This is a genomic window from Nostoc sp., from assembly GCF_036917135.1.
Taxonomy (GTDB): Bacteria; Cyanobacteriota; Cyanobacteriia; order Cyanobacteriales; family Nostocaceae; genus Nostoc.
In genome coordinates this window covers 1-20,877 of record NZ_JBALEA010000089.1, presented here as the reverse complement: position 1 = coordinate 20,877, position 20,877 = coordinate 1, and the positions used below count along the sequence as shown (strand labels likewise).

21 protein-coding genes are annotated in these 20,877 nt (G+C 42.2%); 9 read left to right on the top strand and 12 right to left on the bottom strand.

Going from position 1 to position 20,877, the window contains the following annotated elements; translation table 11 throughout:
* Window positions 1-99 precede the first annotated feature (99 nt).
* Complete coding sequence (locus V7K50_RS27705; RefSeq protein ID WP_334965783.1) at window positions 100-237, top strand: photosystem I protein PsaX; 138 nt, start codon at window positions 100-102, stop codon at window positions 235-237.
* A 22-nt stretch (window positions 238-259) separates the two neighbouring features.
* On the opposite strand, the gene V7K50_RS27700 is transcribed toward V7K50_RS27705, so the two are convergent.
* Complete coding sequence (locus V7K50_RS27700; protein WP_334965781.1) at window positions 260-1,126, bottom strand: branched-chain amino acid ABC transporter permease; 867 nt, start codon at window positions 1,124-1,126, stop codon at window positions 260-262.
* Window positions 1,127-1,456: 330 nt separating this feature from the next.
* Between V7K50_RS27700 and hrmK the strand changes: the two genes are divergently transcribed.
* Window positions 1,457-3,277 (top strand): hybrid histidine kinase/response regulator HrmK, encoded by a 1,821-nt coding sequence (gene hrmK, locus V7K50_RS27695; RefSeq protein WP_334965779.1) that lies wholly within the window; start codon window positions 1,457-1,459, stop codon window positions 3,275-3,277.
* A gap of 79 nt (window positions 3,278-3,356) precedes the next feature.
* Here the strand turns inward: hrmK and V7K50_RS27690 are convergent, their stop codons facing one another.
* Complete coding sequence (locus V7K50_RS27690; protein ID WP_334965777.1) at window positions 3,357-3,491, bottom strand: hypothetical protein; 135 nt, start codon at window positions 3,489-3,491, stop codon at window positions 3,357-3,359.
* Window positions 3,492-3,548: 57 nt separating this feature from the next.
* Here V7K50_RS27690 and larE point away from each other — a divergent pair, with 57 nt between their 5' ends.
* The gene (gene larE, locus V7K50_RS27685; RefSeq protein WP_334965775.1) at window positions 3,549-4,379 is read left to right on the top strand and encodes an ATP-dependent sacrificial sulfur transferase LarE; all 831 of its coding nucleotides are present in this window, start codon (window positions 3,549-3,551) and stop codon (window positions 4,377-4,379) included.
* 29 nt (window positions 4,380-4,408) lie between these two features.
* Here larE and V7K50_RS27680 read toward each other — a convergent pair whose 3' ends face one another.
* The 3 genes from V7K50_RS27680 to V7K50_RS27670 all read right to left on the bottom strand — a co-directional run bounded on the left by V7K50_RS27680 (window position 4,409) and on the right by V7K50_RS27670 (window position 7,586).
* Window positions 4,409-5,464: an SGNH/GDSL hydrolase family protein gene (locus tag V7K50_RS27680; protein ID WP_334965773.1), complete on the bottom strand. Its 1,056-nt coding sequence runs from the start codon at window positions 5,462-5,464 to the stop codon at window positions 4,409-4,411.
* A gap of 953 nt (window positions 5,465-6,417) precedes the next feature.
* Window positions 6,418-6,921: a hypothetical protein gene (locus V7K50_RS27675; RefSeq protein WP_334965771.1), complete on the bottom strand. Its 504-nt coding sequence runs from the start codon at window positions 6,919-6,921 to the stop codon at window positions 6,418-6,420.
* 359 nt (window positions 6,922-7,280) lie between these two features.
* Complete coding sequence (locus V7K50_RS27670) at window positions 7,281-7,586, bottom strand: RNA recognition motif domain-containing protein (protein ID WP_334965769.1); 306 nt, start codon at window positions 7,584-7,586, stop codon at window positions 7,281-7,283.
* A gap of 316 nt (window positions 7,587-7,902) precedes the next feature.
* On the opposite strand from V7K50_RS27670, the gene ilvA reads away from it, so the two are divergent.
* The gene (gene ilvA, locus V7K50_RS27665; protein WP_334965767.1) at window positions 7,903-9,414 is read left to right on the top strand and encodes a threonine ammonia-lyase, biosynthetic; all 1,512 of its coding nucleotides are present in this window, start codon (window positions 7,903-7,905) and stop codon (window positions 9,412-9,414) included.
* A gap of 100 nt (window positions 9,415-9,514) precedes the next feature.
* Here the strand turns inward: ilvA and V7K50_RS27660 are convergent, their stop codons facing one another.
* The 3 genes from V7K50_RS27660 to V7K50_RS27650 all read right to left on the bottom strand — a co-directional run bounded on the left by V7K50_RS27660 (window position 9,515) and on the right by V7K50_RS27650 (window position 12,745).
* Window positions 9,515-10,555, bottom strand: coding sequence for a hypothetical protein (locus V7K50_RS27660; RefSeq protein WP_334965765.1), 1,041 nt, complete (start codon window positions 10,553-10,555; stop codon window positions 9,515-9,517).
* Between the two features lie 10 nt (window positions 10,556-10,565).
* Window positions 10,566-10,811, bottom strand: coding sequence for a hypothetical protein (locus V7K50_RS27655; RefSeq protein WP_334803138.1), 246 nt, complete (start codon window positions 10,809-10,811; stop codon window positions 10,566-10,568).
* Between the two features lie 410 nt (window positions 10,812-11,221).
* Window positions 11,222-12,745, bottom strand: coding sequence for an energy transducer TonB (locus tag V7K50_RS27650; protein ID WP_334965763.1), 1,524 nt, complete (start codon window positions 12,743-12,745; stop codon window positions 11,222-11,224).
* Window positions 12,746-13,094: 349 nt separating this feature from the next.
* Between V7K50_RS27650 and V7K50_RS27645 the strand changes: the two genes are divergently transcribed.
* A complete protein-coding gene (locus tag V7K50_RS27645; RefSeq protein ID WP_334965761.1) occupies window positions 13,095-13,763 on the top strand; it encodes a MotA/TolQ/ExbB proton channel family protein in 669 nt (222 codons plus the stop codon).
* On the top strand, window positions 13,750-14,154 hold the full coding sequence (locus V7K50_RS27640; protein WP_334965759.1) for an ExbD/TolR family protein: 405 nt from the start codon (window positions 13,750-13,752) through the stop codon (window positions 14,152-14,154). The genes V7K50_RS27645 and V7K50_RS27640 overlap by 14 nt, the downstream gene beginning before the upstream one ends.
* 85 nt (window positions 14,155-14,239) lie before the next feature.
* On the opposite strand, the gene V7K50_RS27635 is transcribed toward V7K50_RS27640, so the two are convergent.
* Window positions 14,240-14,995 (bottom strand): thioesterase II family protein, encoded by a 756-nt coding sequence (locus tag V7K50_RS27635; RefSeq protein ID WP_334965757.1) that lies wholly within the window; start codon window positions 14,993-14,995, stop codon window positions 14,240-14,242.
* A gap of 301 nt (window positions 14,996-15,296) precedes the next feature.
* On the opposite strand from V7K50_RS27635, the gene V7K50_RS27630 reads away from it, so the two are divergent.
* The 3 genes from V7K50_RS27630 (at window position 15,297) to V7K50_RS27620 (ending at window position 18,302) form a co-directional block, all read left to right on the top strand.
* Complete coding sequence (locus tag V7K50_RS27630) at window positions 15,297-17,018, top strand: sensor histidine kinase (protein ID WP_334965755.1); 1,722 nt, start codon at window positions 15,297-15,299, stop codon at window positions 17,016-17,018.
* A 48-nt stretch (window positions 17,019-17,066) separates the two neighbouring features.
* Window positions 17,067-17,591, top strand: a complete 525-nt coding sequence (locus V7K50_RS27625) for a DUF937 domain-containing protein (protein WP_334965753.1) — start codon at window positions 17,067-17,069, stop codon at window positions 17,589-17,591.
* Window positions 17,592-17,747: 156 nt separating this feature from the next.
* Window positions 17,748-18,302 (top strand): pyridoxamine 5'-phosphate oxidase family protein, encoded by a 555-nt coding sequence (locus V7K50_RS27620; protein WP_334965751.1) that lies wholly within the window; start codon window positions 17,748-17,750, stop codon window positions 18,300-18,302.
* 205 nt (window positions 18,303-18,507) lie between these two features.
* Here V7K50_RS27620 and V7K50_RS27615 read toward each other — a convergent pair whose 3' ends face one another.
* The 3 genes from V7K50_RS27615 to V7K50_RS27605 form a co-directional block, all read right to left on the bottom strand.
* The gene (locus V7K50_RS27615) at window positions 18,508-18,993 is read right to left on the bottom strand and encodes a molybdenum cofactor biosynthesis protein MoaE (RefSeq protein WP_334965749.1); all 486 of its coding nucleotides are present in this window, start codon (window positions 18,991-18,993) and stop codon (window positions 18,508-18,510) included.
* Window positions 18,994-19,313: 320 nt separating this feature from the next.
* Entirely contained in the window at window positions 19,314-19,742 is a 429-nt protein-coding gene (locus V7K50_RS27610; protein ID WP_334965747.1) for a KTSC domain-containing protein, read from the bottom strand.
* Window positions 19,743-19,985: 243 nt separating this feature from the next.
* On the bottom strand, window positions 19,986-20,877 hold an 892-nt coding region (locus V7K50_RS27605), incomplete at its 5' end, for a Calx-beta domain-containing protein (RefSeq protein ID WP_334965745.1).

Here is a 20,877-nt window from a genome sequence, read left to right as displayed (position 1 = left end):
CCAATCCCCAACTTTACACAAATATTCTTAAAGAATTTGGGTATTTGGTACGCCAGTTTGGTATTTCTTAAAAAGTCCTGACATTAGGAGAATTGGATTATGACTGCTAAAACGAAGATTTCCGCCGTTGCCGATAGTGGAGCTAAACCTCCCTACGCCTATCGCACAGGCTGGGCACTGTTCTTGTTAGCTATCAACTTGCTGGTAGCAGCCTGGTATTTCCACATTATTGAATAATTAAGAAGTGGAGTGGTGCTGCTCAAATCGTTCCTTTGAATAAACCTTTGGGACGAATGAGCAGCACCAAAATCATGATCAACAGTGCTACACCTTGTTTGTACTGTGAACCCAGCCAAGGAGTGCTGATTTCTTGGACGATGCCAATAATCAAAGCTCCGGCGATCGCACCGTAAGGGTTGCCAATGCCACCAAGAATCACCGAGGCGAATAAAGGTAAAATTAAAAACCATCCCATATTCGGGCGCACGGCTGTAATTAACCCATACATACTGCCGCCCAATGACGTAAGAGTACCAGCAATTAGCCAAGTCCAGAAAATTACTCGGTCTACATTGATACCGGAAACCCTGGCTAAGTCTAGATCGTCAGCAACAGCTCGCATCGCCTTACCAATTTTGGTATTTTGCAGCAGATAATGTAGCCCCAAAATTGCTAGCACCGCCAACCCCAATACCAATAATTGATTTTGCGGCACCTTTAAACCAAAAATATCTAAAGCCGGGGTAACAGGTAAATTATAATTTTGGTTCTTGCCACCCCAGATAAAAATAATCCCATTACGAATAAATAAGGCAAGTCCGATGGAAATAATAATCAGCGTCGTGGAAGTAGCACGGATAGAGCGCATCCTTGACCACAGTAGCTTTTCCGATAACAGCATTGCTGCTACTGTTCCCACCGTCGCCAGGATCATCGACAGCCAAATATTGACTCCAAGAGTGTTTATCAGCCAGGTGAGATAGGCTCCTAAAGTGAGAAAGTCACCATGAGCAAAGTTAGATAGCCGTAAAATTCCAGATGTAAGAGTGAGTCCGACTGCCGCTAGAGCAATAATGCTCCCCACCGCAATGCCATTCACGATTAGTTGGGCAAATTGTGTATCCATAAGTCTGAAGTTACTTTTAAAAATTTGAGGTTAGGGAACTCCAAGAAATAAATTATCCAATCTTGTGGGGTGGGCGACACGAGAGCCATAGAAACTGGGCGGGCGAGACACCCACCCCACAAGAGTTAATTGGATATTTTTTTATTTGGAAGTCCCTTAGTGGTTTATACAATAATTTTTTTGAGTAGCTGCTAAATTCGACATCATAAGTTATGGTTTATAACAACATAAGTTATGGTTTATAAATAAAAAAGAATTGTCGGCTAATATACATAAAATCCTATTGTGATTTTTATGTGAAGCTAAACTTGTTCACCGGTCTAGTTGACCATGCAGCAGTACTCAAGCTTACCAGACCAGAACTCACGGATAGATGCAACGCCAAAACTTTTGACAACAATTCAGCAACTTCGCGCCCATCTGTGGCTGGAGAGCAGCTTGAACCAGTTGCAAAGTCACCTTAATGATTACCTAATTTCTGCTTGTAACACTGTCCCACAGACAGAAACCGCACAAGCAGAAATTTTCCAAACTGTAGTTAATGAAATCAATAGTGCTGTAAACAGCAGTAATCTGGCGCTTACAGATTGCGCCGTAGGCATTGCTCTGTTTCAACCACAAGAAACTGTGGCAACAGTTTACTATGTTTCTCATTCTCCATCCCCCAATTCACAACCTTTATTTCTAGAAGTACTGAAGAGCCAAAAAAAGCTGCTGTTGAGATTGCAAGAGGTTATAGAACTCGAAGATTTGCAACAGCTTGAGAATCAACAACCACCGAGTGCTTGGCCTTTGGCTGATGATTCTGGCAGCGTTATGGGCTGGCTAATTATCGCCGCAGCGCCCCTAATTTCTGATCGTGATTCTATAAGAGAATCACAAGTTCAACTGAGATCACACTTTATGGCGAGGTCTGCCAACAACTGTACAACAGCTTTGGTACAACTTAGACAGATCCTATCTTGGCAACAACGGTATCAACAGTTAAGTAACTCTAATCAAGAATTGGAGCGTACCAATCAACTCAAAAACCAGTTTTTGGCAAATACCAGCCACGAAATTCGGACACCGCTTAGTTCCATTATTGGGTTTACCCACCTGCTTTTAGCGCCAGGGTTTGCACCAACTAAAGAACGCCAGGAAGAGTATTTAAATATCATTCAGTCTAGCGGCAAGCACTTGCTAGCTCTGATTAATGATATTTTGGATCTCTCTAAAATTGAAGCAAATCAGATGGAAGTGCAGTGGGAAATACTAGATGTGCAACTGCTGTGTAGCAATGTTTTGGCACTGGTGAAAGAGAAAGCCGCTAATAAGGGTTTGAAACTGTGTCTAGAACTTGAACCCGATGTTACAACCCTAGTAGCCGATCCCTTACGACTCAAGCAAATGCTGTTGAATTTACTTTTCAATGCCCTAAAGTTTACAAGTATTGGAAGTGTTGGCTTACAGGTTGCTCCCAAAGGTGCATTTATGCATTTTACAGTTTGGGATACTGGCTCTGGCATTTCCCAAGAAGACCTAGCTCAACTGTTTCAACCCTATTTCCAAGTTGCCAAGGCTGTAGCTGATGGCGTTGAAGGTACTGGTTTGGGTTTAGCAGTGACTCGAAAACTCGCCCAAATTCACGGTGGTTCTGTGAAAGTGGAATCGGAAGTAAATCATGGCTCCCGTTTTACCCTTGTACTTCCCTTTAAGCCAGAGGTGGGAGTGTGGGGAGATGGGGAAGCAGGGGAAGGAAAATTTTCTTCATTTCCTCTACCTTTGACTCCTAGTTCTTCTGTAGATATTTTGCTGGTAGAAAATGATTTACCCAACGGTGATTTAATGCAAATTTATCTACGTAAATTGGGATATCAGGTGACTTGGGTTAAGAATGCTACTGAAATGTGGGAAACTCTCAGAGAGTTAGACCCAGTAGTAATTCTAATGGATGTTTGTCTGGCAGATGGAGATGGTCTGAAGTTGGTGCAACAACTGCGAGAACATTGGCAATATAAGACGATTCCAGTAATTGTTCAAACAGCAATGGCGATGAAAGGCGATCGCGAAACCTGTCTAGCAGCTGGAGTAAATGACTATATTTCTAAACCGATTGATTTACCACTTTTAGCCCGTTTGGTGGCCAAGTACAGTAAAGCACCGGAGTAGAGAGTGAGGGAGATGAGGAGAATAACCATAACGCCCAATGCCCAATACAACTCTTGGAGAGGCTGCGCCAACGACTTCTCTACGAGACGCTACGCGAACGCGGTAGTTGAGCGTAGCGATGCACTGAGCGTAGCGATGCACTGAGCGTAGCGATGCACTGAGCGTAGCCGAAGTGTCGAAACTCAGTACAAGTGCCCAATGCCCAATGCCCCATAACTAATGACTACAATAGAAATTGTTGGGTGCTATAGGGTTTTGGCAGGATTGGGAAATGATGCTGACAGAAAAATTTGAGCAATTAAGAGCTTTGTTTACAGAAATGGAGCAGGCGTTGATTGCCTACTCTGGGGGCGTTGATAGTACTTTGGTTGCCAAAATTGCTTTTGATGTGTTCGGCGATCGCGCTTTGGCTGTCACGGCTGTTTCTCCTTCGCTATTACCAGAAGAGTTGGAAGACGCGAAAATTCAAGCTGCAACCATTGGGATTCCTCATAAAATCGTCCAGACTCACGAGATGGAAAATCCTAATTACACCTCTAACCCTGTTAATCGCTGTTATTTTTGCAAAAGTGAGTTGCACGACACTCTCAAACCTTTAGCTTTAGAGTTAGGTTATCCTTATGTCGTGGATGGCGTGAATGCCGATGATTTGGATGATTATCGCCCAGGAATTCAGGCGGCTAAAGAAAGAGGGGCGCGATCGCCTTTAGCAGAAATTGGTGTCACCAAAGTTGAAGTTCGCCAACTTTCGCAACAACTCGGTTTACCTTGGTGGGATAAACCTGCTCAACCTTGCCTTAGTTCCCGGTTTCCTTACGGGGAAGAGATTACTGTCGCTAAGTTGCAACGAGTCGGTAGAGGAGAAATTTATCTACGAAAGCTAGGTTGGCAAAATTTGCGCGTGCGATCGGAAGGGGATACAGCACGCATTGAATTACCACCAGAACAAATCAAAGAGTTTGTCTTGACTAACGATTTACAAAGATTAGTTTCGGCATTTCAAGATTTCGGATTTATCTACGTCACCTTAGATTTAGAAGGTTATCGTAGCGGTAAGTTGAATCAGGTTTTGAATCGGGAAGCCTTGAGTATTAAAGTATAGGATTTTTCTTGTATGGAGATATTGATCGCTCAATTCTGGCGCTGAGTGACCTTATATTCTATCTGCTGTAGTGCCGATCGCCATACATCATATCCCTCTTGAGACAGGTGCAACCCATCTGTAGTCAACTCTGAGCGCAAATTGCCTTCCATATCGGTAAACCAGCTATAAATATTTAGATAATTAGCGCCTTCTTGTTTGGCAATCACAGTTAGTTGAATGTTGATGTGACGAATGCGGCTATTGGAAATTTTTGGTAGGCGAGTCGGCAAAATTGATTCGACAATGATTTCCGCTTTGGGGTGAGCCTGCCTTAACCTACGGACAATCCGGCGATAATTACGCAAAATTGTGTCATCACTAGCGCCTTTGCGTAAGTCGTTAATCCCAGCCATGACGTAAATCACATCTGGCCGCGTTGCCGAAAATGCCCCCAATCTTTTTAAAACGCCACTGGAAGTATCTCCAGAGATACCTTGATTCAGCCACAATTTCCCAGCAGGTAGTTTTTCTTTAGGAAACCACATGCTTAAAGAATCACCAACTAAGATACTTAGATGATTTGAACCTTGACCTTGAGCGATCGCTCTCGCTTCTAAAGCTAGTAAACTTTTCCAGTCATCATAAGTTAGTTGACGTTTCTTGATCGACTCCCACAAGGATTGTAAATTATCACTATCTAAGCGTGTATAAATCTGACCTGTTTTTAGAGCCGCCAATCTTTGGTAGTAAAGTTGATTGCCAGATGTCAGTGATATACCAGTTGCTTGGGTACTGGCGTTGAGTGATGACTCTGTTGGCGCTGGTAATCCCTGACTGCTCAATTCTGGTACGCTAGAGACGTTTTTATCACCTACTGTTGCCTGCGAACTTTTTAGGGGTTGGAACGCTTGGCCGCTAAGTTGTGGTAAGGAGATATCAACGCTGTTGATAATTTTTGTACTGACTATTGCCTGCGAACCCTGTTTTAAATCCCACAGGAATCTAGAATTTTCTGGCAGGACAATCGACAGATGTGGAAGAGCCGATGCTGGTATTGCTAATCCTGTTAACAAGCCTGCTGCCAACAGATAAGGGTCCCTCATCGCTTTCTCTCTCCTCTACTCACTGCTTTTAAATATCACAGCATTACTTGCTTGCATTCAGGAAAATTTTACTTCGGTTAATCTACTATTCTTATTTACACTGCATAATTCTGTAAAGCGTGTTCACAAGATTATATTTGACAATTTACGATCTCTTTAAACTAGGGTTTTCTCGGTGGGATATAAGTCTTAATTTGTAAGAGAGCATCTCAGGAAATTTACTAGAGCCAGAGGCGATGTCTGACGACAAGCCGTTTCACCTCCACGCTTTTTAATTTCTCTAAAATTGAGCGGTGCAAATGCGTCAGTTATCAAATATGGGAGCAAAACTACACGCTGTAGGGGCAATTCATGAATTGCCCCTACCTAAAAATCAGGGTTTTAGCTATTGTTTGCGTAAGTCCTGACTTAGTAAAAATTCTGGAGGAATAGGCAAAACTTTAGCTGTTGAAAACATTGATATCATACGATGGTGTGTCCTCAATGAGCAAGTATAAGGTTTGCCATACTGAGAATTTGAGAACGAACTTACTTAAAAAAGTTAGATTCTCAAAGCGGTTTAGGATAACTCTAGAGTCATCTAAAGGGCTGTGAGACATTATATACTGGAATGACAAAAGTTAAATTTATTTTTATCCAAAATTATCCGAAATTAGGCTCTCTTTGGTTATAAGGCTTTAAAACTTTTCTGTTGTCTGCTTTCTGATTCGGTGTTTTAGACAACTACCAAACTTCAATGAATTTAATAAGTTTAAGGCTATAACCTAAATATGCTTCTCCGTTATGTTGAGTATTAAGATGTTAAAAATTATTTTTTTAGTGGCGTTATTGGTTACTTTTGCCAGAGTGAGAAGATGATCTCATTTTTTATATTTATAATTTGTTTTGGGATTGTGCAAATGGGGGGAGTGTTTTTTGAGCGTGGCGAGAAACTTAAACTTGACAAACTACTATTAGGATATTGTTGAATTTGCAAGGAGCCAAGCGTTCTGAGTCCATGCATTATTAAAGAACTCTACCTCTGGCACTTTTAATTCAAATGAATGGGGTGGTGATTGTAGCAACAAAGGCGAACCTTTATCATGGGCTTCAACTAAGTTAACTATCCAGGGAAGAAAGTCTAAGATTTCTTTTGGTAATACAGTTAACTCAAAATCCCACACCAAATTAAGACCTCGGCAGATTTGTCCTTTTCTTAACACAGTCACTCTACCAGCACTCTTGTTAATAGCAAGTCGAAGAATAAATGGGCGGAATGGGACAAATTCATCAGGTGCTGTATAAGCATACACATTTATATAATTTAGCCTGTGCCTCTGATCCATCCAAGATGCGATGGGTGAATTACTACTATAAGATGTACCAGTTATGATTACGGGCATATTCATAGCAGCAGCAAAGTTAGAGTAAAACTTATGCCTTAGTTCGCTAACAATATGTTTAGCTTCTTGGTTCATAGTTGCTACACCTGTTACAAAAATAATACTTGCGGTAAGCTATGTTAACGCATGGCTTGATAAAAGACGGTTTTGAAACTCCCAGACTTGATATAAGCTGAGTTACTGGGCAATGGCTAAAGGCTCCGCTACCGCTAACAGCACTATTTTGGTAAGAGACTTACAAAGAAAAAATATCCAACTAACTCTTGTGGGGTGGGCGTCTCGCCCGCCCAAGTTATAGGGCGCTCATGTTGCCCACCCCACAAGATTGGATAATTTATTTCTTGGAGTTCCCTAAGCACTCCAAACCGAAGCAAAAAAAAGGCAGACGCCTTATCTGCCCTCAAGACCTTAGAGTTAATCCTTGGTTTTAGAGCTTAATAGCGTCGAGAGTATCCGCCTCCCTCACCACCTCGTCTACCACCAGAGCCGCCTCCGTCGGTCTTAGGCTTGGCTTTATTAACTTTTAAGCTCCGACCCATCCACTCAGCATTATCAAGGGCTGCAATGGCCGCTTCCTCTTCTGCATCTGATGCCATTTCTACAAAACCAAAACCTCTAACCCGACCTGTTTCGCGGTCGATAGGCAATTGAACATTTTTTACAGTTCCGTATTCTGCAAAGACTTGCCGGAGGTCATCTTCTTTAACCTCGTAAGCTAGATTACCGACATAAATTGACATATAATGTCTCCAGAATCAGGGGATGTAGAGATTTAGATCCGGAGAGGGTCTGTAATACAAGTATATATAAGAACAAACTATACAGCCGAATTTAATCTTCCATGCATATTTTAACATAAATTAAAAAGTTATGTTCATAAGCCACACTATACTTATCTATTAATCTAAATACTCAGACAGTTGGCAAAACTAGTTTAAAATCAACCTACGAGCGATCGCCTGAAAGTAATTTGTAATTCTGTTTTGAGAAAACCAGTGCGATCGCTTGGAACGTAAAATTATTTTTTATCCAGCATTTGCTAATACTTTAACACCCATGTTTTGCGACTACCTCATCCAAATCCTGACTGCCCGTGTATACGATGTTGCTCAGGAAACACCACTGGAGTATGCCCCAAATTTGTCTGCGCGGCTGAATAATCAACTTCTGCTAAAACGTGAGGATATGCAGTCAGTATTTTCCTTTAAGCTGCGGGGTGCTTATAACAAAATGGTGCAACTGCCACCAGACATATTGGCACTGGGTGTAATCGCCGCATCTGCGGGAAACCATGCTCAGGGAGTCGCCCTTGCAGCCCAACGCTTGGGAACCAAAGCAATTATTGTCATGCCAATAACCACACCTCAAGTCAAGGTGGATGCGGTGAGAATGAGGGGCGGAGCAGTGGTGTTGCATGGAAATACCTATGATGATGCCTATAGCTATGCCCGTGAATTAGAAGTAGAAAAAGGATTGACCTTTATTCATCCCTTTGATGATCCTCATGTCATTGCTGGACAAGGAACAATCGGGATGGAAATTTTACGGCAATATCAGCAACCTATCCATGCGATTTTTGTGGCAATTGGCGGGGGCGGATTAATCTCTGGGATTGGGGCTTATGTGAAACGGTTGCGTCCCGAAATCAAGATTATTGGTGTTGAACCAGTAGATGCTGATGCCATGTCTCAATCGCTCAAAGCTGGACATCGGGTGCGTTTGTCCCAAGTGGGGTTATTTGCTGATGGCGTGGCGGTGCGAGAAGTAGGTGAAGAAACCTTCCGTTTATGTCAGCAGTATGTAGATGAAATCATTTTGGTGGATACCGATGATACTTGTGCTGCGATTAAAGACGTGTTTGAGGATACGCGATCAATTTTAGAACCAGCCGGTGCATTAGCGATCGCAGCGGCCAAAGCCTACGCAGAACGAGAACAAATTGAGGGACAAACCTTAATTGCTGTTGCCTGCGGTGCAAACATGAACTTCGATCGCCTCCGCTTTGTGGCAGAACGGGCACAGTTAGGCGAACGCCGCGAAGCGATCTTTGCAGTCACAATTCCAGAGGAACGGGGAAGTATTCGCCAGTTTTGTGAATGTATTGGCAACCGTAATCTTACTGAGTTTAATTATCGCATTGCCGATGAAAAAACAGCCCATATTTTTGTCGGTCTGCAAATTCAAAATCGAGCTGATGCTGCAAAGATAGTAGAAACCTTTGAAACTCAAGGATTTGAAACTCTTGATTTAACAGACGACGAACTAACTAAATTACATCTGCGGCACATGGTGGGTGGGCACTCTCCCCTGGCTCACAATGAATTGCTCTACCGTTTTGAGTTTCCCGAACGTCCCGGCGCATTGATGAAGTTTGTTACTTCCATGAGTCCCGACTGGAATATTAGTCTTTTTCACTACCGCAACAACGGCGCAGACTACGGGCGAATCGTTGTGGGTATCCAGGTTCCCCCTCACGAGATGGATGAGTGGCAAGCTTTTCTCGATCACCTGGGCTATCGCTATTGGGATGAGAATAAGAATCCAGCATACAAGCTGTTTTTGGGATAGGGGGAGATGAGGGAGATGGGGGAGGAGACAATAGAGGGACAAAGAGACATCAAAAGAATAACAATCCCTAATCCCCAATCCCTAACCCCCAATCCCCAATTTAGCGAGAACTACCCTCTAATATCAGATTGGAGTCTAAAGTATAGAAGCCAATTTGGTTAGGAACCCTAGAGAATCTACCTGTGCGATAGCCTCTAGATAATTCATTCAGCACCTTATTTTTGATCTCTCTAAGTTGTTGAGAATCTATTTCTCCATAAATTCCGGCGATGACTTCAGCGACGCTGAAAACTTTACCTGGATTTTGTTCAAAGAGAGAGGTAAGGGCATCAATTAAGAATTGACCCTCAAAGACTTTGAGCATTGGTACTGTTTTTGTCGGGGGTACGAAAGGTTTCTTCTTTTTGCTTTTGATGCTTTTAGAAACACTATTACCATTATTTGGGGCTACCAAACTTAAATCCAGAGTATAACAACCTGGCTCATCGGGAATAGTTACCCAGTAATTCCTTTCTCTACCTTGGGTGAGGGAAGATTGAACTCTACCTTTAACTACTCTGAATAGATTGGAATCTAACTCTCCATAAAGCGATCGCACGATAAAATCGATATGACAAACAATACCTATTTGCTCTTGCAATAGCTGTTTTATGGCTTCTGTTCGCGAGAGAGCGTGCTGATACTGCGGTAGCATGGGAATTTCCGCTACCTTCGTTGAATTATCGTTGTTCTCTATGTGTATCTTTCTATCTGGCGATGTAGTTAGAGTTTGACTCCCTTTTGTATCAACAGCAGCAGAAAAAGAATTATTTATCTCAACCTGATCTGAGTCTTTTTGTACCGACTTTACAGACTCCACCAAATTGATTTCGTCAATGTCATCAAGCGGTGATAAAAACAGCAGAGAGCCTTCTGACGAAAGATTTGAGGTTTCATCAGACGCCGTTAGCCTTGATATCTGCTTGTTAGCATCAGAAAAAGACCAGTTAGACAACAACGCTTCTACATGATCGAGCTGCGATCGCGCTTGCACAAAGAGGCGTTCATATTCTTCTGTGAGGCGAGCATAATAGTCTCGTAATTCCAACAGTGGTGATAGAAAAGTGCCCGGAGGTGGTTCTAATTGTCCGTTTTGAGTCATAAGGCTTTAATCAATTTAAATCGATGTCACTTTTATAAGACATTGCTCTGGGTTTTGCTCTATGAGAGGTTGGCTGGGATTTCTTAGGCGGTTGGGGAGGCCGACATCTCTCACAATATAAGGGTCGAGGGCCGAAAGTCTCGCGCTTTGTCAGATCGTTACACTCTTTACAGACAAACTGGAAAACACGAGTATGAATCTGTCTTTTGTGCGCCCTAACAGTATATTCCCTAACATCAATGAATTTACTTGCCATAATCAGGATTGTGAATTGCCGTCCGATCAATGTCCTATCAATATAGCTATTCAAGCAAATCAAACTGCATCAGTGTGTGTTTATGTAGAAGTTTTATTCAAATCAGTGAATTTTCCGCCTAGCATAAAGTGCAGATGAGCAACTTGAGAGTTAGCTATTGACTATCCTCTCACCATATAATTGGTGATGAGCAAACACTGTTACCATTCTTTGGGCGCAGACGATTTTCATTGCACTCATCAAAAAAACCGCCTCCTGTTTTGAGGAGGCGGTGTGCGATCGCTAATCAAACTATGATTGCAATAAGTTTTGTCCAGTATGCTAGGTAAATAAGTTTGTAGTAAGGACTTTAGTCCTTGTCTTAAGCACTTCAGGGCTGACTACGAACCCATGAATTTCAACTTCACAGACTACTGCTGACTGGGAGCAGCAGGTTGTGCAGCCGGTGGCGATTGAGGTTGTTGACGTAAACGGCGCAAAGACTCCCGCAACTTGTTCTGGCTAGTGTTATCTTTTCGCCGCCGTCGATTTGTGGTTGCTTCTGACTGTTGTGATGAATCAGTAGCCGTGCGTTCACGCTGGATGCGGCGTAAGGACTCTCTTGCACTTCCTTGATTGCGAGTTGTCGTAGCTTCAGATGATGAGCTTGTAGCAGTACTTTCCACACTTTGAGGTTGCAGCCGCCGACTCAATCCAGATATTGCTGGTTTTGTGGCTGTAGCTTCATTAGATGAGGGTGTTAACTCTCTGCGCCTGCGTCTGGGAGTTTCCTCTGTGGAGTTAGCAGCCGTTGTCTGCTGGGTTCTCTCTTGTGCTTGTCTTTGTGCTTGCCGTTGTTCAACTTCGCGCGATCGCCGTGAACCTTTGATCGCAAATTCAGTGGCGATCGATACCCCTTGTCTACCGCCATCTGCGGGTTTTAATTTCCACTCACGCGCTTGTCTGGCGGTTTCTTCATCTAATTCGCGGTTTCCACTAGAGCGAGCAATCCGCACATTGGTAACATTGCCTTGTGCATCAGTATCTACAGCTACTTCTACTCTGCCTTCAACTCCTCGCCGTCTCGCTGCCTCTGGATACTTGGCATTACAGTTGCGGCAAGCTGCACGACCATTACCATCACCTGAGCTATTAATTTTTGGAGATGTTGGCACTATTGGCGCTGTTGCTACTGTCGGACGGTTTCCTACTCCACTGCCAGAGCCAGAACCAATTCCTGAACCTGTACCACTACCAGAGCCAGAGCCAATTCCTGAACCTGTACCACTACCGGAGCCAGAGCCGATTCCTGAACCTGTACCACTGCCAGAGCCAGAGCCAATTCCTGAACCTGTACCACTGCCAGAGCCAGAGCCGATTCCTGAACCTGTACTTAAAGCAACGCCGGAGCTAGAACTACCAGAGTTACCTGTCAGGACTGAACTACTGCCACCGCCACCGCCACCGCCACCGCCACCGCCACGCTGAGGAGCAACAGTTGTTACAGGAACTTCTGGTTTGGGAGCAGCTTCCCTATTTGTTGGTTGTGAGTTTTGAGTAGTTTGTTTTGGTTGTTGTTGAACTGGCTGAATTTGAGTAGTTTGTTTTGGTTGTTCTTCAACTGGCTGAATTTTTGGTCTTTCAACCAATTCTTGTACTGATTTTTGTACTGGTGGAGTTTCTATAGACTGTTTTTGAACAATTTCTGGTTCTTTTTTGGGTGATTCTGGAATTTTTTCAAGTGTTTTTTCTGGTTCAGCAGTTGGAGAATCAACGATCGCCACCTCTATAGGTTCATCTTCTCCCGTGGGCACTCTCGTCAAATAATTACCTATGCCTGAGGACAGTACGCCGATATGCAGCGCCAGTGAACCGATCAGACTGTAAGTCAGAAAAGACTTGAGAGCCTCAACTTCTTTGGAACGTTGCTCGACAGTAGTGCCGGAAAAGCTCATAGCTATTGCTACCTATTCTCACTAACTTAGTCATATTAGAATGCATGGTTGCAAATATCAAGTAAAAAATTAAAATTATTTCGGGCGTTCTTATGCAACAGATACTTAATGATAAAAATATCTTTGAAGAATACTGTTGATTATGACGATTTCTAGATAAAATTAATTTTTGCGTGATGTGCTAATAAAATTAATTTATGTAAAATAAAAAAAGATTAAATAAAGTTAATGTAAATTAGATTTGAAAAAATTATCATTACATCTTAAACTTTATTGAGAAAAAGTTTCATTCTTTAGCTTGATTCTGGTAGTCTGATTTTGTATTGTTGATGACGTTTAGAGGCACTACATGGGAATTCAGAATTTGTTTGAAGCAGGCGGTGTGGTCATGTTGCCCCTGCTGGCGTTTTCAGTGTTGGCAGGGGCGCTAATGATTGAGCGGGCGAAATTTTGGATACAGATTGGTAAGCGTCAAAACCGGGTGGTGCGAGAGGTTTTAAATCTTTATCGACTTGATAATGTCGTTAGTGCTGTGGATAAGCTGCAAAAAAATGTAGATTTACCTATAGCACGCATTTTTCTGGCTGGACTACAGCTAGAAAGACCGACTCCAGAAAAATTTCGTTTGGCTTTGAAAAGCGAAGCGCAAGCAGAAATACCTATGCTCAAGCGGTTTCAAGCTGTATTTGATACCATTATTGGTTTAGCGCCTCTGTTGGGACTTCTCGGCACAATTTTAGGATTAATTCGCTCATTTGCTGGACTGAATATTGGTGATGTCGGAGGTACTAAAACTGGTGTAGTCACTGCTGGTATTAGTGAAGCTTTAGTTGCTACCGCCTCAGGATTGATTGTAGCTATCTTTGTGCTTTTAGGAGCCAGTATCTTCCGGGGACTATACCAGAGGCAGATAACAATGATTCAAGAGTACGGCGGACAGCTAGAAATACTGTTCCTCGATCGCTATGACCAACTTGATCGCCACGAACAACAGGAGAAGTCTTATGGATCTAGATGATAATGAACCAGATTTACCACCATTTATAAATGTAGTACCTCTGATTGATGTAATGTTTGCCCTTTTGACATTTTTTATTATGTCAACGCTGTTTTTAACCAGATCAGAAGGGCTACCAGTAAATCTACCGAAGGCGGCCACGGCGAAGGAACAGCAAATTCCCACTAAAATTACCATCACGGTAGATGAAAGAGGTCAGGTAAGTCTAAACCGCGATCCCATAGCAGTTAATGATTTAGCACCGCGAGTGCGGACTTTAGTTGGTTCTAACGCAGATGCATTGGTGATTATTAATGCTGACCAAAAAGTATTACACGGTGAGATAGTGAGCATAATGGATCAAGTACGTCAGGTGAAGGGAGCAAGATTAGCGATCGCTACCCAAAGATAAAATGTAGCTATATTATGCTTTAAAAGTTCAGAGAGTCAGAAAAATTCCCTATTCTGACTCCTAACTGCTTCTTGTATGATGTCTACTATGAGCTACAGTCACACATCTGTAATTCTTGAGATATCAGTTTAAATAATAATTGTTGGTGTGAATGGATAAAAAAGTGGTCACCGTTGAACTCATGTAATGAGAAAGCAGCGATCGTCTGCTCTCGCCATCCTTGCAGAGCCTCATGACTAACTTCTTGGTCTTGCAAACCACCAAAAACAGTAATAGGACACTCTAATGGCTGTTTTTGAGTGTAAATATAAGTTTCCACAACGGCAAAATCTGCCCGCAAAATAGGAAGGAACATCTGCATTAGTTCCGGGGTTTCTAATACTGCTTTGGGTGTACCGTTAAGAGTGCGTAGCTCGTCCTGCAAATCTGGGTCTGATAAGATATGGAGAGGTGGTTTAGTGAACGGGATTTCTGGGGCGCGACGAGCAGAGATGAAGAGGTGAAAGGGAACAAGACTATACTCAGAGCGGATTAGACGGGTCAACTCGAAGCTAACTAATGCGCCCATACTGTGCCCGAAGAAGGCGAATGGTTTATCTAAATATGGTATGAGAACTGGAGCGATCGCTTCAACAAGAGGTTCTAATCGCGTCAAGGCTGCTGACTTCATCTGTCTTCCCCGTCCCGGATATTCCACAGCACAGACTTCAACGTTACTAGGTAGATTATTAGGCCATGTGCGAAAAATTGCCGCGCTACCACCAGCATAGGGGAAGCAGAATAAACGCAAGTTGGCTTGAGGATTTGGTTGAGGACAGATAACCCAGGAATTGAAGGTCATTTTTTTTACTAGGAATTTATTGTTTCTCTACAAGGTTCTGAATAATATCTATTTAAATTCGGTCGATGTCTATTAATTTAGACCATATATTTGGAAGTCTCTAATAAAACTGAGTAGGTATTGAGTAGACAGATACTTCTAATCTTCATATTTTCAGTATTTTTCGCTAGGGTAGAAAAAAGCAACTTTTGATAGACTAAGAACGCATTTCGGATCAAACGTGTTCTTACTGACTTGCAGCTGGATTTCTTGTTTTTGATGAAAAAACACCTAATAGAAAAATTCCACAGCGAGTTGTATCATGACTACGACACCTGAATTAAGATATTTTAACTGGGTTAAACAAGGATTCCACCAGCTTAGTATTCGGCAAAAAATTTTTTGTGGGTACGGACTGGCTTTAGGAATTGCAGTTTTGGGAACAACGGCGGGGTTGCTAATAGGCGATCGCTATTTTCAACAAGCTAGACAACAGATGATCTTGGTAGATGAAGAAGGAAGTTTGTTAAGTAGTTTGCAAGGTCAACTGTTGGAAATACAGACCCTTCAGCAAGAAATAGTGCCCTTTTTGCAGCAACCGCAAGCTTTGCAAAGAGGAATTTCTAGTTTCAAAAGCGATCTAGCCGATGCGGAAACGTTGCTTTCTCAAGCACGGGAATTTAGTCAAGCCAGTTCGCAAAAGGATTTAGAAGCTCTGCTCACAAAATATAATAGCCCGATAGTCGGATATTTTGAACAACTCAGGGCGCTGATTCAGCAAATTTTACCATTAACTGCACAGCCAGAGGGAGCTATAAAAGCGCAGCAATTAATTTTGAAATTTAGTCGAAGTGAGGATGCTCTCAAGTTTTATCAATTTGCCCATGACTTAACCGACTTTGCCAAAACTCTTCAACAACGCCAACAAAAGGCTGATTTAGCTCAAAAAAAGGCTGCGTTAATCCAAGCTCAGATTATTATTGCTAGTATGCTGCTGTCAGTAGCGATCGCAGCTATTCTAGCTTTCTACACCAGTCAAATGATCGCCTATCCCATTAACGCGGTGACGAATATTGCCCAAAGAGTTACCCAGGAAGCTAATTTTGACTTGCAAGCACCTGTAATTACCCAAGATGAAGTTGGGGCGTTAACTAACTCTCTTAATCAACTTATCCAACAGGTGAAGCACCTTTTAGAAGAACAACAAGCCGAAGCCCAAATCCGACTGATTCAAAGTGAAAAAATGTCTAGTTTAGGACGGATGTTAGCTGGTGTCGCCCACGAAATTAATAATCCGATAAATTTCATTTCTGGCAACCTCGTACACGCGAAAACCTATACTGACGATCTATTAGCCCTACTGCAAATATATAAAGCCGAAGTTCCTCACCCTTCGTCTGCCGTGCAAACACTAGCAGAAGAAATTGATTTGGAGTTTATTTTAGGAGATTTGCCAAAACTCTTCAACTCAATGACAGTTGGCGCTGATCGGACGCGAGAAATTGTCCGCAGTTTGAAAGATTTTTCTCGTTTAGATGAGGGAGAAGTGCAGTTAGTAGAGCTACACGCTTGTCTAGAGAGTACACTATTAATTTTGAACAATCGCCTGAAAAATGGTATTAGCCTTGTTCGCAACTATGGAGACATTCCAGAGATTCCAGGTTATACAGGTTTGCTTTATCAGGTATTTATGAATCTTCTCAGCAATGCCATTGATGCATTAGAGGAAAAATTGGCACAGAATCCAGAATTTCTCCCTGAAATTACTATTATCACAGAACGCTGCCAGAATGATTCAGTGATAGTCCGAATTGCAGACAACGGCTCTGGTATTTCACCAGAAAATCAGAAAAAGATATTTGAAACATTTTTCACAACCAAACCACGAGGTATTGGTACAGGTTTGGGGCTAGCGATCGCACATCAGATTGTGGTAGAAAAACATCAGGGTAAAATTACCTGCCAATCTCAGTTAAATCAAGGAACAGAGTTTGCGTTGGCTCTGCCCACCACAAGTATCACTTTGCCGATTTCTCATCCTTGAGCTACTAGCTTTGAAAATTTTAATAGTTGATTATTCAGAAACAAACTTATGGGACTTTTCGATCAAATTATTGGTGCTGTTGCTAATCCCAATCAGCAGGGTAGCTTAGGTCAGCTAGGAAGTATTATTAACACTGTACAGCAGTTGAGCAGTAGCACAGGCGCAGATCCTTCTACCATCCAATCCGTTTTGTCAATTGTCGGTGGTCAAGTGCGTTCTGCTCTACAAGACAAACAAGCCACAGATGGTGATGAAGCCGCACAAACTCTAGTGAGTCAATATGCTGGTACTTCTCCCAACCCCCAAGCCGTAGATTCGCTATTTTCTCCTGAGATCCAACAGCAAGTAGCTGAAGTTGCAGCCCAGCGCACTGGGTTGGATGCTGGTATAGTTCAACAATTGCTGCCTTTAGCCGTACCTTTAGTACTAAATTTTCTGCACTCCGGCTCCAATGCTCAGAATCCCGAAGCTGGCGGAAATCCTGTACTGAATTCCTTTTTGGATGCTGATGGCGATGGTGATATCGATATCGCTGATGCCATCCAAATGGCTAGTCGATACATCAGACAGTAACACTTTTCCCCCCACTCCTGTACAGACGCGATTAATCACGTCTGTACTCCTAATTCCCTTCCAATAAACCAGACATCAGTAATTATGACTTGCTAGATTCTTAGCTAAGACATAGGCTGAGAACATGGGAAATTTGTAAAATAAATCAGACAGTCTATGTCTAAATTGTTTGACTGTATCACTAACGAACAGCAAGACTTTATTTCTGCCCAACACATTTTTTTTGTTGGCTCTGCACCTTTAAGTCCTACGGGTCATGTTAACCTGTCTCCTAAAGGTCTGGGATGCTTTCGCATCCTCTCTCCCAATCGAGTAGGTTACGTAGACCTCACAGGCAGTGGTAACGAAACATCAGCCCATTTGCAAGAAAATGGGCGGATAACCTTCATGTTTTGTGCCTTTGAAGAACCCGCGTGTATCCTGCGTCTTTACGGTCAAGGAACCACGATTTTACCGAGTTCTCCAGACTGGGACTCCATGTACTCTCTGTTTTTGCCGATACCTGGAACTCGTCAAATTATCGTCGCTGACATTGAAAAAATCCAGACTTCCTGTGGTTTTGGCGTACCACTCTATGAATATCAAGGTCAGCGCCAGACTTTAGTAAACTGGGCTAGTAAAAAAGGCGAAGAGGGAGTTCGAGAATATCAGCAGAAGAAAAATCTCGTCAGCATTGACGGTTTAGCGACACCACTGAGTAAATTACCCTAACTTCACCTGATGGATTATTCTCTCTCCAGAGTCATAGAAGAGCGTTAGGAGCCGTATGGCTGCGTTTATTGACAGTTGAAAATAAAGGATATGGCTAATTAAGTTCAACTGAGTTGATAAAAGTCCGTAGCATTTACTTATTTTTGTCAATATTTTGTCGAAATTCTTAATAATTGTGGACGGGAATGCTAGTAAGTTGGAAATCTTAACAATTTTCTTCTGATTGTTCACAAGCACCAATACTCACCCAGCAACTAGAACCATCTTGCCAATGTTCCTTCTTCCATATAGGGGCATTGTGTTTTAGCGTATCAATAGCATATTGGCAAGCTTCAAACGCCTCACTCCGATGCGGAGAACCCACAGCTACTAAAACGCTGATTTCCCCAACTCGCAAACGTCCAACACGATGATAAATAGCAACTCGATTTACATCAGACATAGATAAGCGAATATCAGCAGCAATTTGATAAAATATTCGCAATGCCATCGGTTCGTAAGCTTGATACTCTAGAGCAATCACAGGTTTACCATCGGTTTGATTGCGAACCATGCCACTCATGACAACCACAGCACCATTGGCTGGATCGTCAGACTTGGTATAGATTTCTTCAAGAGACAATGGTGCAAAGGTAATGGCAAAACTATCTTCGGCTCTTGGTTTAATAGCAGAGGCAAGTGTAGTAGTCATAACTGTGTTGATATTATATAGGCTTTTTATATTGTCTCTGAACAAAGTGTTGCTGGTCTATGTTTAGCGTACCTTTGTTAGCACCGACAGGCAAGGCGATCATCTGTGTATACTTGATCGCGTACCACACTAAAGTCAGAACATGGTGGTTTGATCGTCGGATCAAGTTATGTAGGTGAGGGTACAAAATTTAAGGTGTACTTGCCACCAGTTAATCAAGTTACAATCCAGTCGTTAGAAAATATAGAAATAACGACTGGATCTGAACCAAGACTTGCGCTACACAACGCAAGAATTATTGAAAACCCTATATGTAGTTATTAGTCATTAGTATAATCAGCATTATCTAGACGATCGCAGTCATATCTACCTTTAATCTCTTGATTGAAAAAGCTGCCAATTGAGTCAGAGGAATGCAAATCTTCCCAAGTATCCTCGTCTACGCCTAAGTACTGATAAACAGATCCACTTTGAAACTCAACTTGCAAAATCTTTTCGTTGCGATCGTAGCCTACAGCCATAGCCATTGATGAGATAACTGGTAACATGGGAATTGGTTCTTCTTCAAAGGGTAGTGCAGTCGTTTCGGCGATTACCTCGCTCAGTTCTTGCAATCCTTCATAAGCTTGTATGGGCGCCGGAATTTCCAAAAACTCCAGTTCGTCGCCTCGATCGAGCAACAACTGCAAATATCCATCAGAGTGAGCGATCGCCACTAAACTGCTCAAGTCTACCTTAGATAGCTTCATTTATTTTCTGCTCTCCTGTTGGCGTAGTCGGGAGTGTTAAAGTTTTATGCAACACTTAATTGCTTTTATAGTACATTTATACTATAAAAGCAATTCACCGTCAAGTTTTTTCACCAAGCGAGAATTTTAGGTGTACGGAGACGCCTTAGCAAAGTAGTACGAACAGTATCTGCGAATGCACTCATGAGGTTCAGTTTTATCTGACTTATTTACAGAGTGATGCTCAACTTTTAGGTCAAGCTATCACAAAAAATTGGAGTCATCATTCTTGATTATGCCAACTCCTTGGTTATTAGTAAATATAGCGTTTGCAGCACCATAGAGATTAACAAAAAATGTCTCATTAGCTTCAACTTTATTATCACCGTTGACACCAATGCTAATAGTTTTACTAGTTTCACCAGGAGCGAAAATGACCGTTCCCAGAGCAGAATTGTAATCATGGTCAGAAACTTTAGCAGTACCATCACTCGTACTATAATTAACAATAATTATCTGAGAACTACTACCAGTAAGAGTTACAAAAAATTTGGCATTATTGAACATACCTGTAGTGCCTTCATTAACGAAAGCATCTGAAATGCTGATATATGGTTGACGTGGTTGTTGATCATCATTGAGGATGGTAGCAACTCCTAAACTGTCAGTAATTGTGGAGTTTGTGGGATTAAAGAGATTGACAGCAAATCTCTCGTTATTTTCAAATTTGTTATCGCCGATAACGCCAACACTAATAATTTTGCTGGTTTCCCCAGGATTGAAAACGATTGTCCCGTGAGCAGAATTGTAATCAGAGTCAGAAACTTTAGCAGTGTCATCACTTGTATTGTACTCTACAGTGACCTGTTGATTGCTGGGATCGGAGAGAGTAACGTTAAAGTTAGCGTTAGTTGTTGTGCCTGTATTGCCTTCAGTAACTGAGACATCCGAGATACTGATAGTTGCTTGTTTCTCATCATTGATAATAGTACCAACTCCTAAATCATCTGCAAATGTGGCATTTGTTGCACCCGAAAGATTGACGGAAAATGTCTCGTCGCTTTCAAATTTCTGATCGCCGATAACACCAATGCTAAGAGTTTTACTGGTTTCCCCAGGATTGAAAGTAATTGTTCCCAGTCCCGAATTGTAATCA

What these genes read in the sequence shown, in the direction of transcription:
- V7K50_RS27705 (WP_334965783.1), top strand. Translation starts at nt 100, where the DNA reads ATGACTGCTAAAACGAAGATTTCCGCCGTTGCCGATAGTGGAGCTAAA.
- V7K50_RS27700 (WP_334965781.1), bottom strand. Translation starts at nt 1,126, where the DNA reads ATGGATACACAATTTGCCCAACTAATCGTGAATGGCATTGCGGTGGGG.
- hrmK (WP_334965779.1), top strand. Translation starts at nt 1,457, where the DNA reads ATGCAGCAGTACTCAAGCTTACCAGACCAGAACTCACGGATAGATGCA.
- V7K50_RS27690 (WP_334965777.1), bottom strand. Translation starts at nt 3,491, where the DNA reads ATGGGGCATTGGGCATTGGGCACTTGTACTGAGTTTCGACACTTCGGC.
- larE (WP_334965775.1), top strand. Translation starts at nt 3,549, where the DNA reads ATGATGCTGACAGAAAAATTTGAGCAATTAAGAGCTTTGTTTACAGAA.
- V7K50_RS27680 (WP_334965773.1), bottom strand. Translation starts at nt 5,464, where the DNA reads ATGAGGGACCCTTATCTGTTGGCAGCAGGCTTGTTAACAGGATTAGCA.
- V7K50_RS27675 (WP_334965771.1), bottom strand. Translation starts at nt 6,921, where the DNA reads ATGAACCAAGAAGCTAAACATATTGTTAGCGAACTAAGGCATAAGTTT.
- V7K50_RS27670 (WP_334965769.1), bottom strand. Translation starts at nt 7,586, where the DNA reads ATGTCAATTTATGTCGGTAATCTAGCTTACGAGGTTAAAGAAGATGAC.
- ilvA (WP_334965767.1), top strand. Translation starts at nt 7,903, where the DNA reads ATGTTTTGCGACTACCTCATCCAAATCCTGACTGCCCGTGTATACGAT.
- V7K50_RS27660 (WP_334965765.1), bottom strand. Translation starts at nt 10,555, where the DNA reads ATGACTCAAAACGGACAATTAGAACCACCTCCGGGCACTTTTCTATCA.
- V7K50_RS27655 (WP_334803138.1), bottom strand. Translation starts at nt 10,811, where the DNA reads ATGGCAAGTAAATTCATTGATGTTAGGGAATATACTGTTAGGGCGCAC.
- V7K50_RS27650 (WP_334965763.1), bottom strand. Translation starts at nt 12,745, where the DNA reads ATGAGCTTTTCCGGCACTACTGTCGAGCAACGTTCCAAAGAAGTTGAG.
- V7K50_RS27645 (WP_334965761.1), top strand. Translation starts at nt 13,095, where the DNA reads ATGGGAATTCAGAATTTGTTTGAAGCAGGCGGTGTGGTCATGTTGCCC.
- V7K50_RS27640 (WP_334965759.1), top strand. Translation starts at nt 13,750, where the DNA reads ATGGATCTAGATGATAATGAACCAGATTTACCACCATTTATAAATGTA.
- V7K50_RS27635 (WP_334965757.1), bottom strand. Translation starts at nt 14,995, where the DNA reads ATGACCTTCAATTCCTGGGTTATCTGTCCTCAACCAAATCCTCAAGCC.
- V7K50_RS27630 (WP_334965755.1), top strand. Translation starts at nt 15,297, where the DNA reads ATGACTACGACACCTGAATTAAGATATTTTAACTGGGTTAAACAAGGA.
- V7K50_RS27625 (WP_334965753.1), top strand. Translation starts at nt 17,067, where the DNA reads ATGGGACTTTTCGATCAAATTATTGGTGCTGTTGCTAATCCCAATCAG.
- V7K50_RS27620 (WP_334965751.1), top strand. Translation starts at nt 17,748, where the DNA reads ATGTCTAAATTGTTTGACTGTATCACTAACGAACAGCAAGACTTTATT.
- V7K50_RS27615 (WP_334965749.1), bottom strand. Translation starts at nt 18,993, where the DNA reads ATGACTACTACACTTGCCTCTGCTATTAAACCAAGAGCCGAAGATAGT.
- V7K50_RS27610 (WP_334965747.1), bottom strand. Translation starts at nt 19,742, where the DNA reads ATGAAGCTATCTAAGGTAGACTTGAGCAGTTTAGTGGCGATCGCTCAC.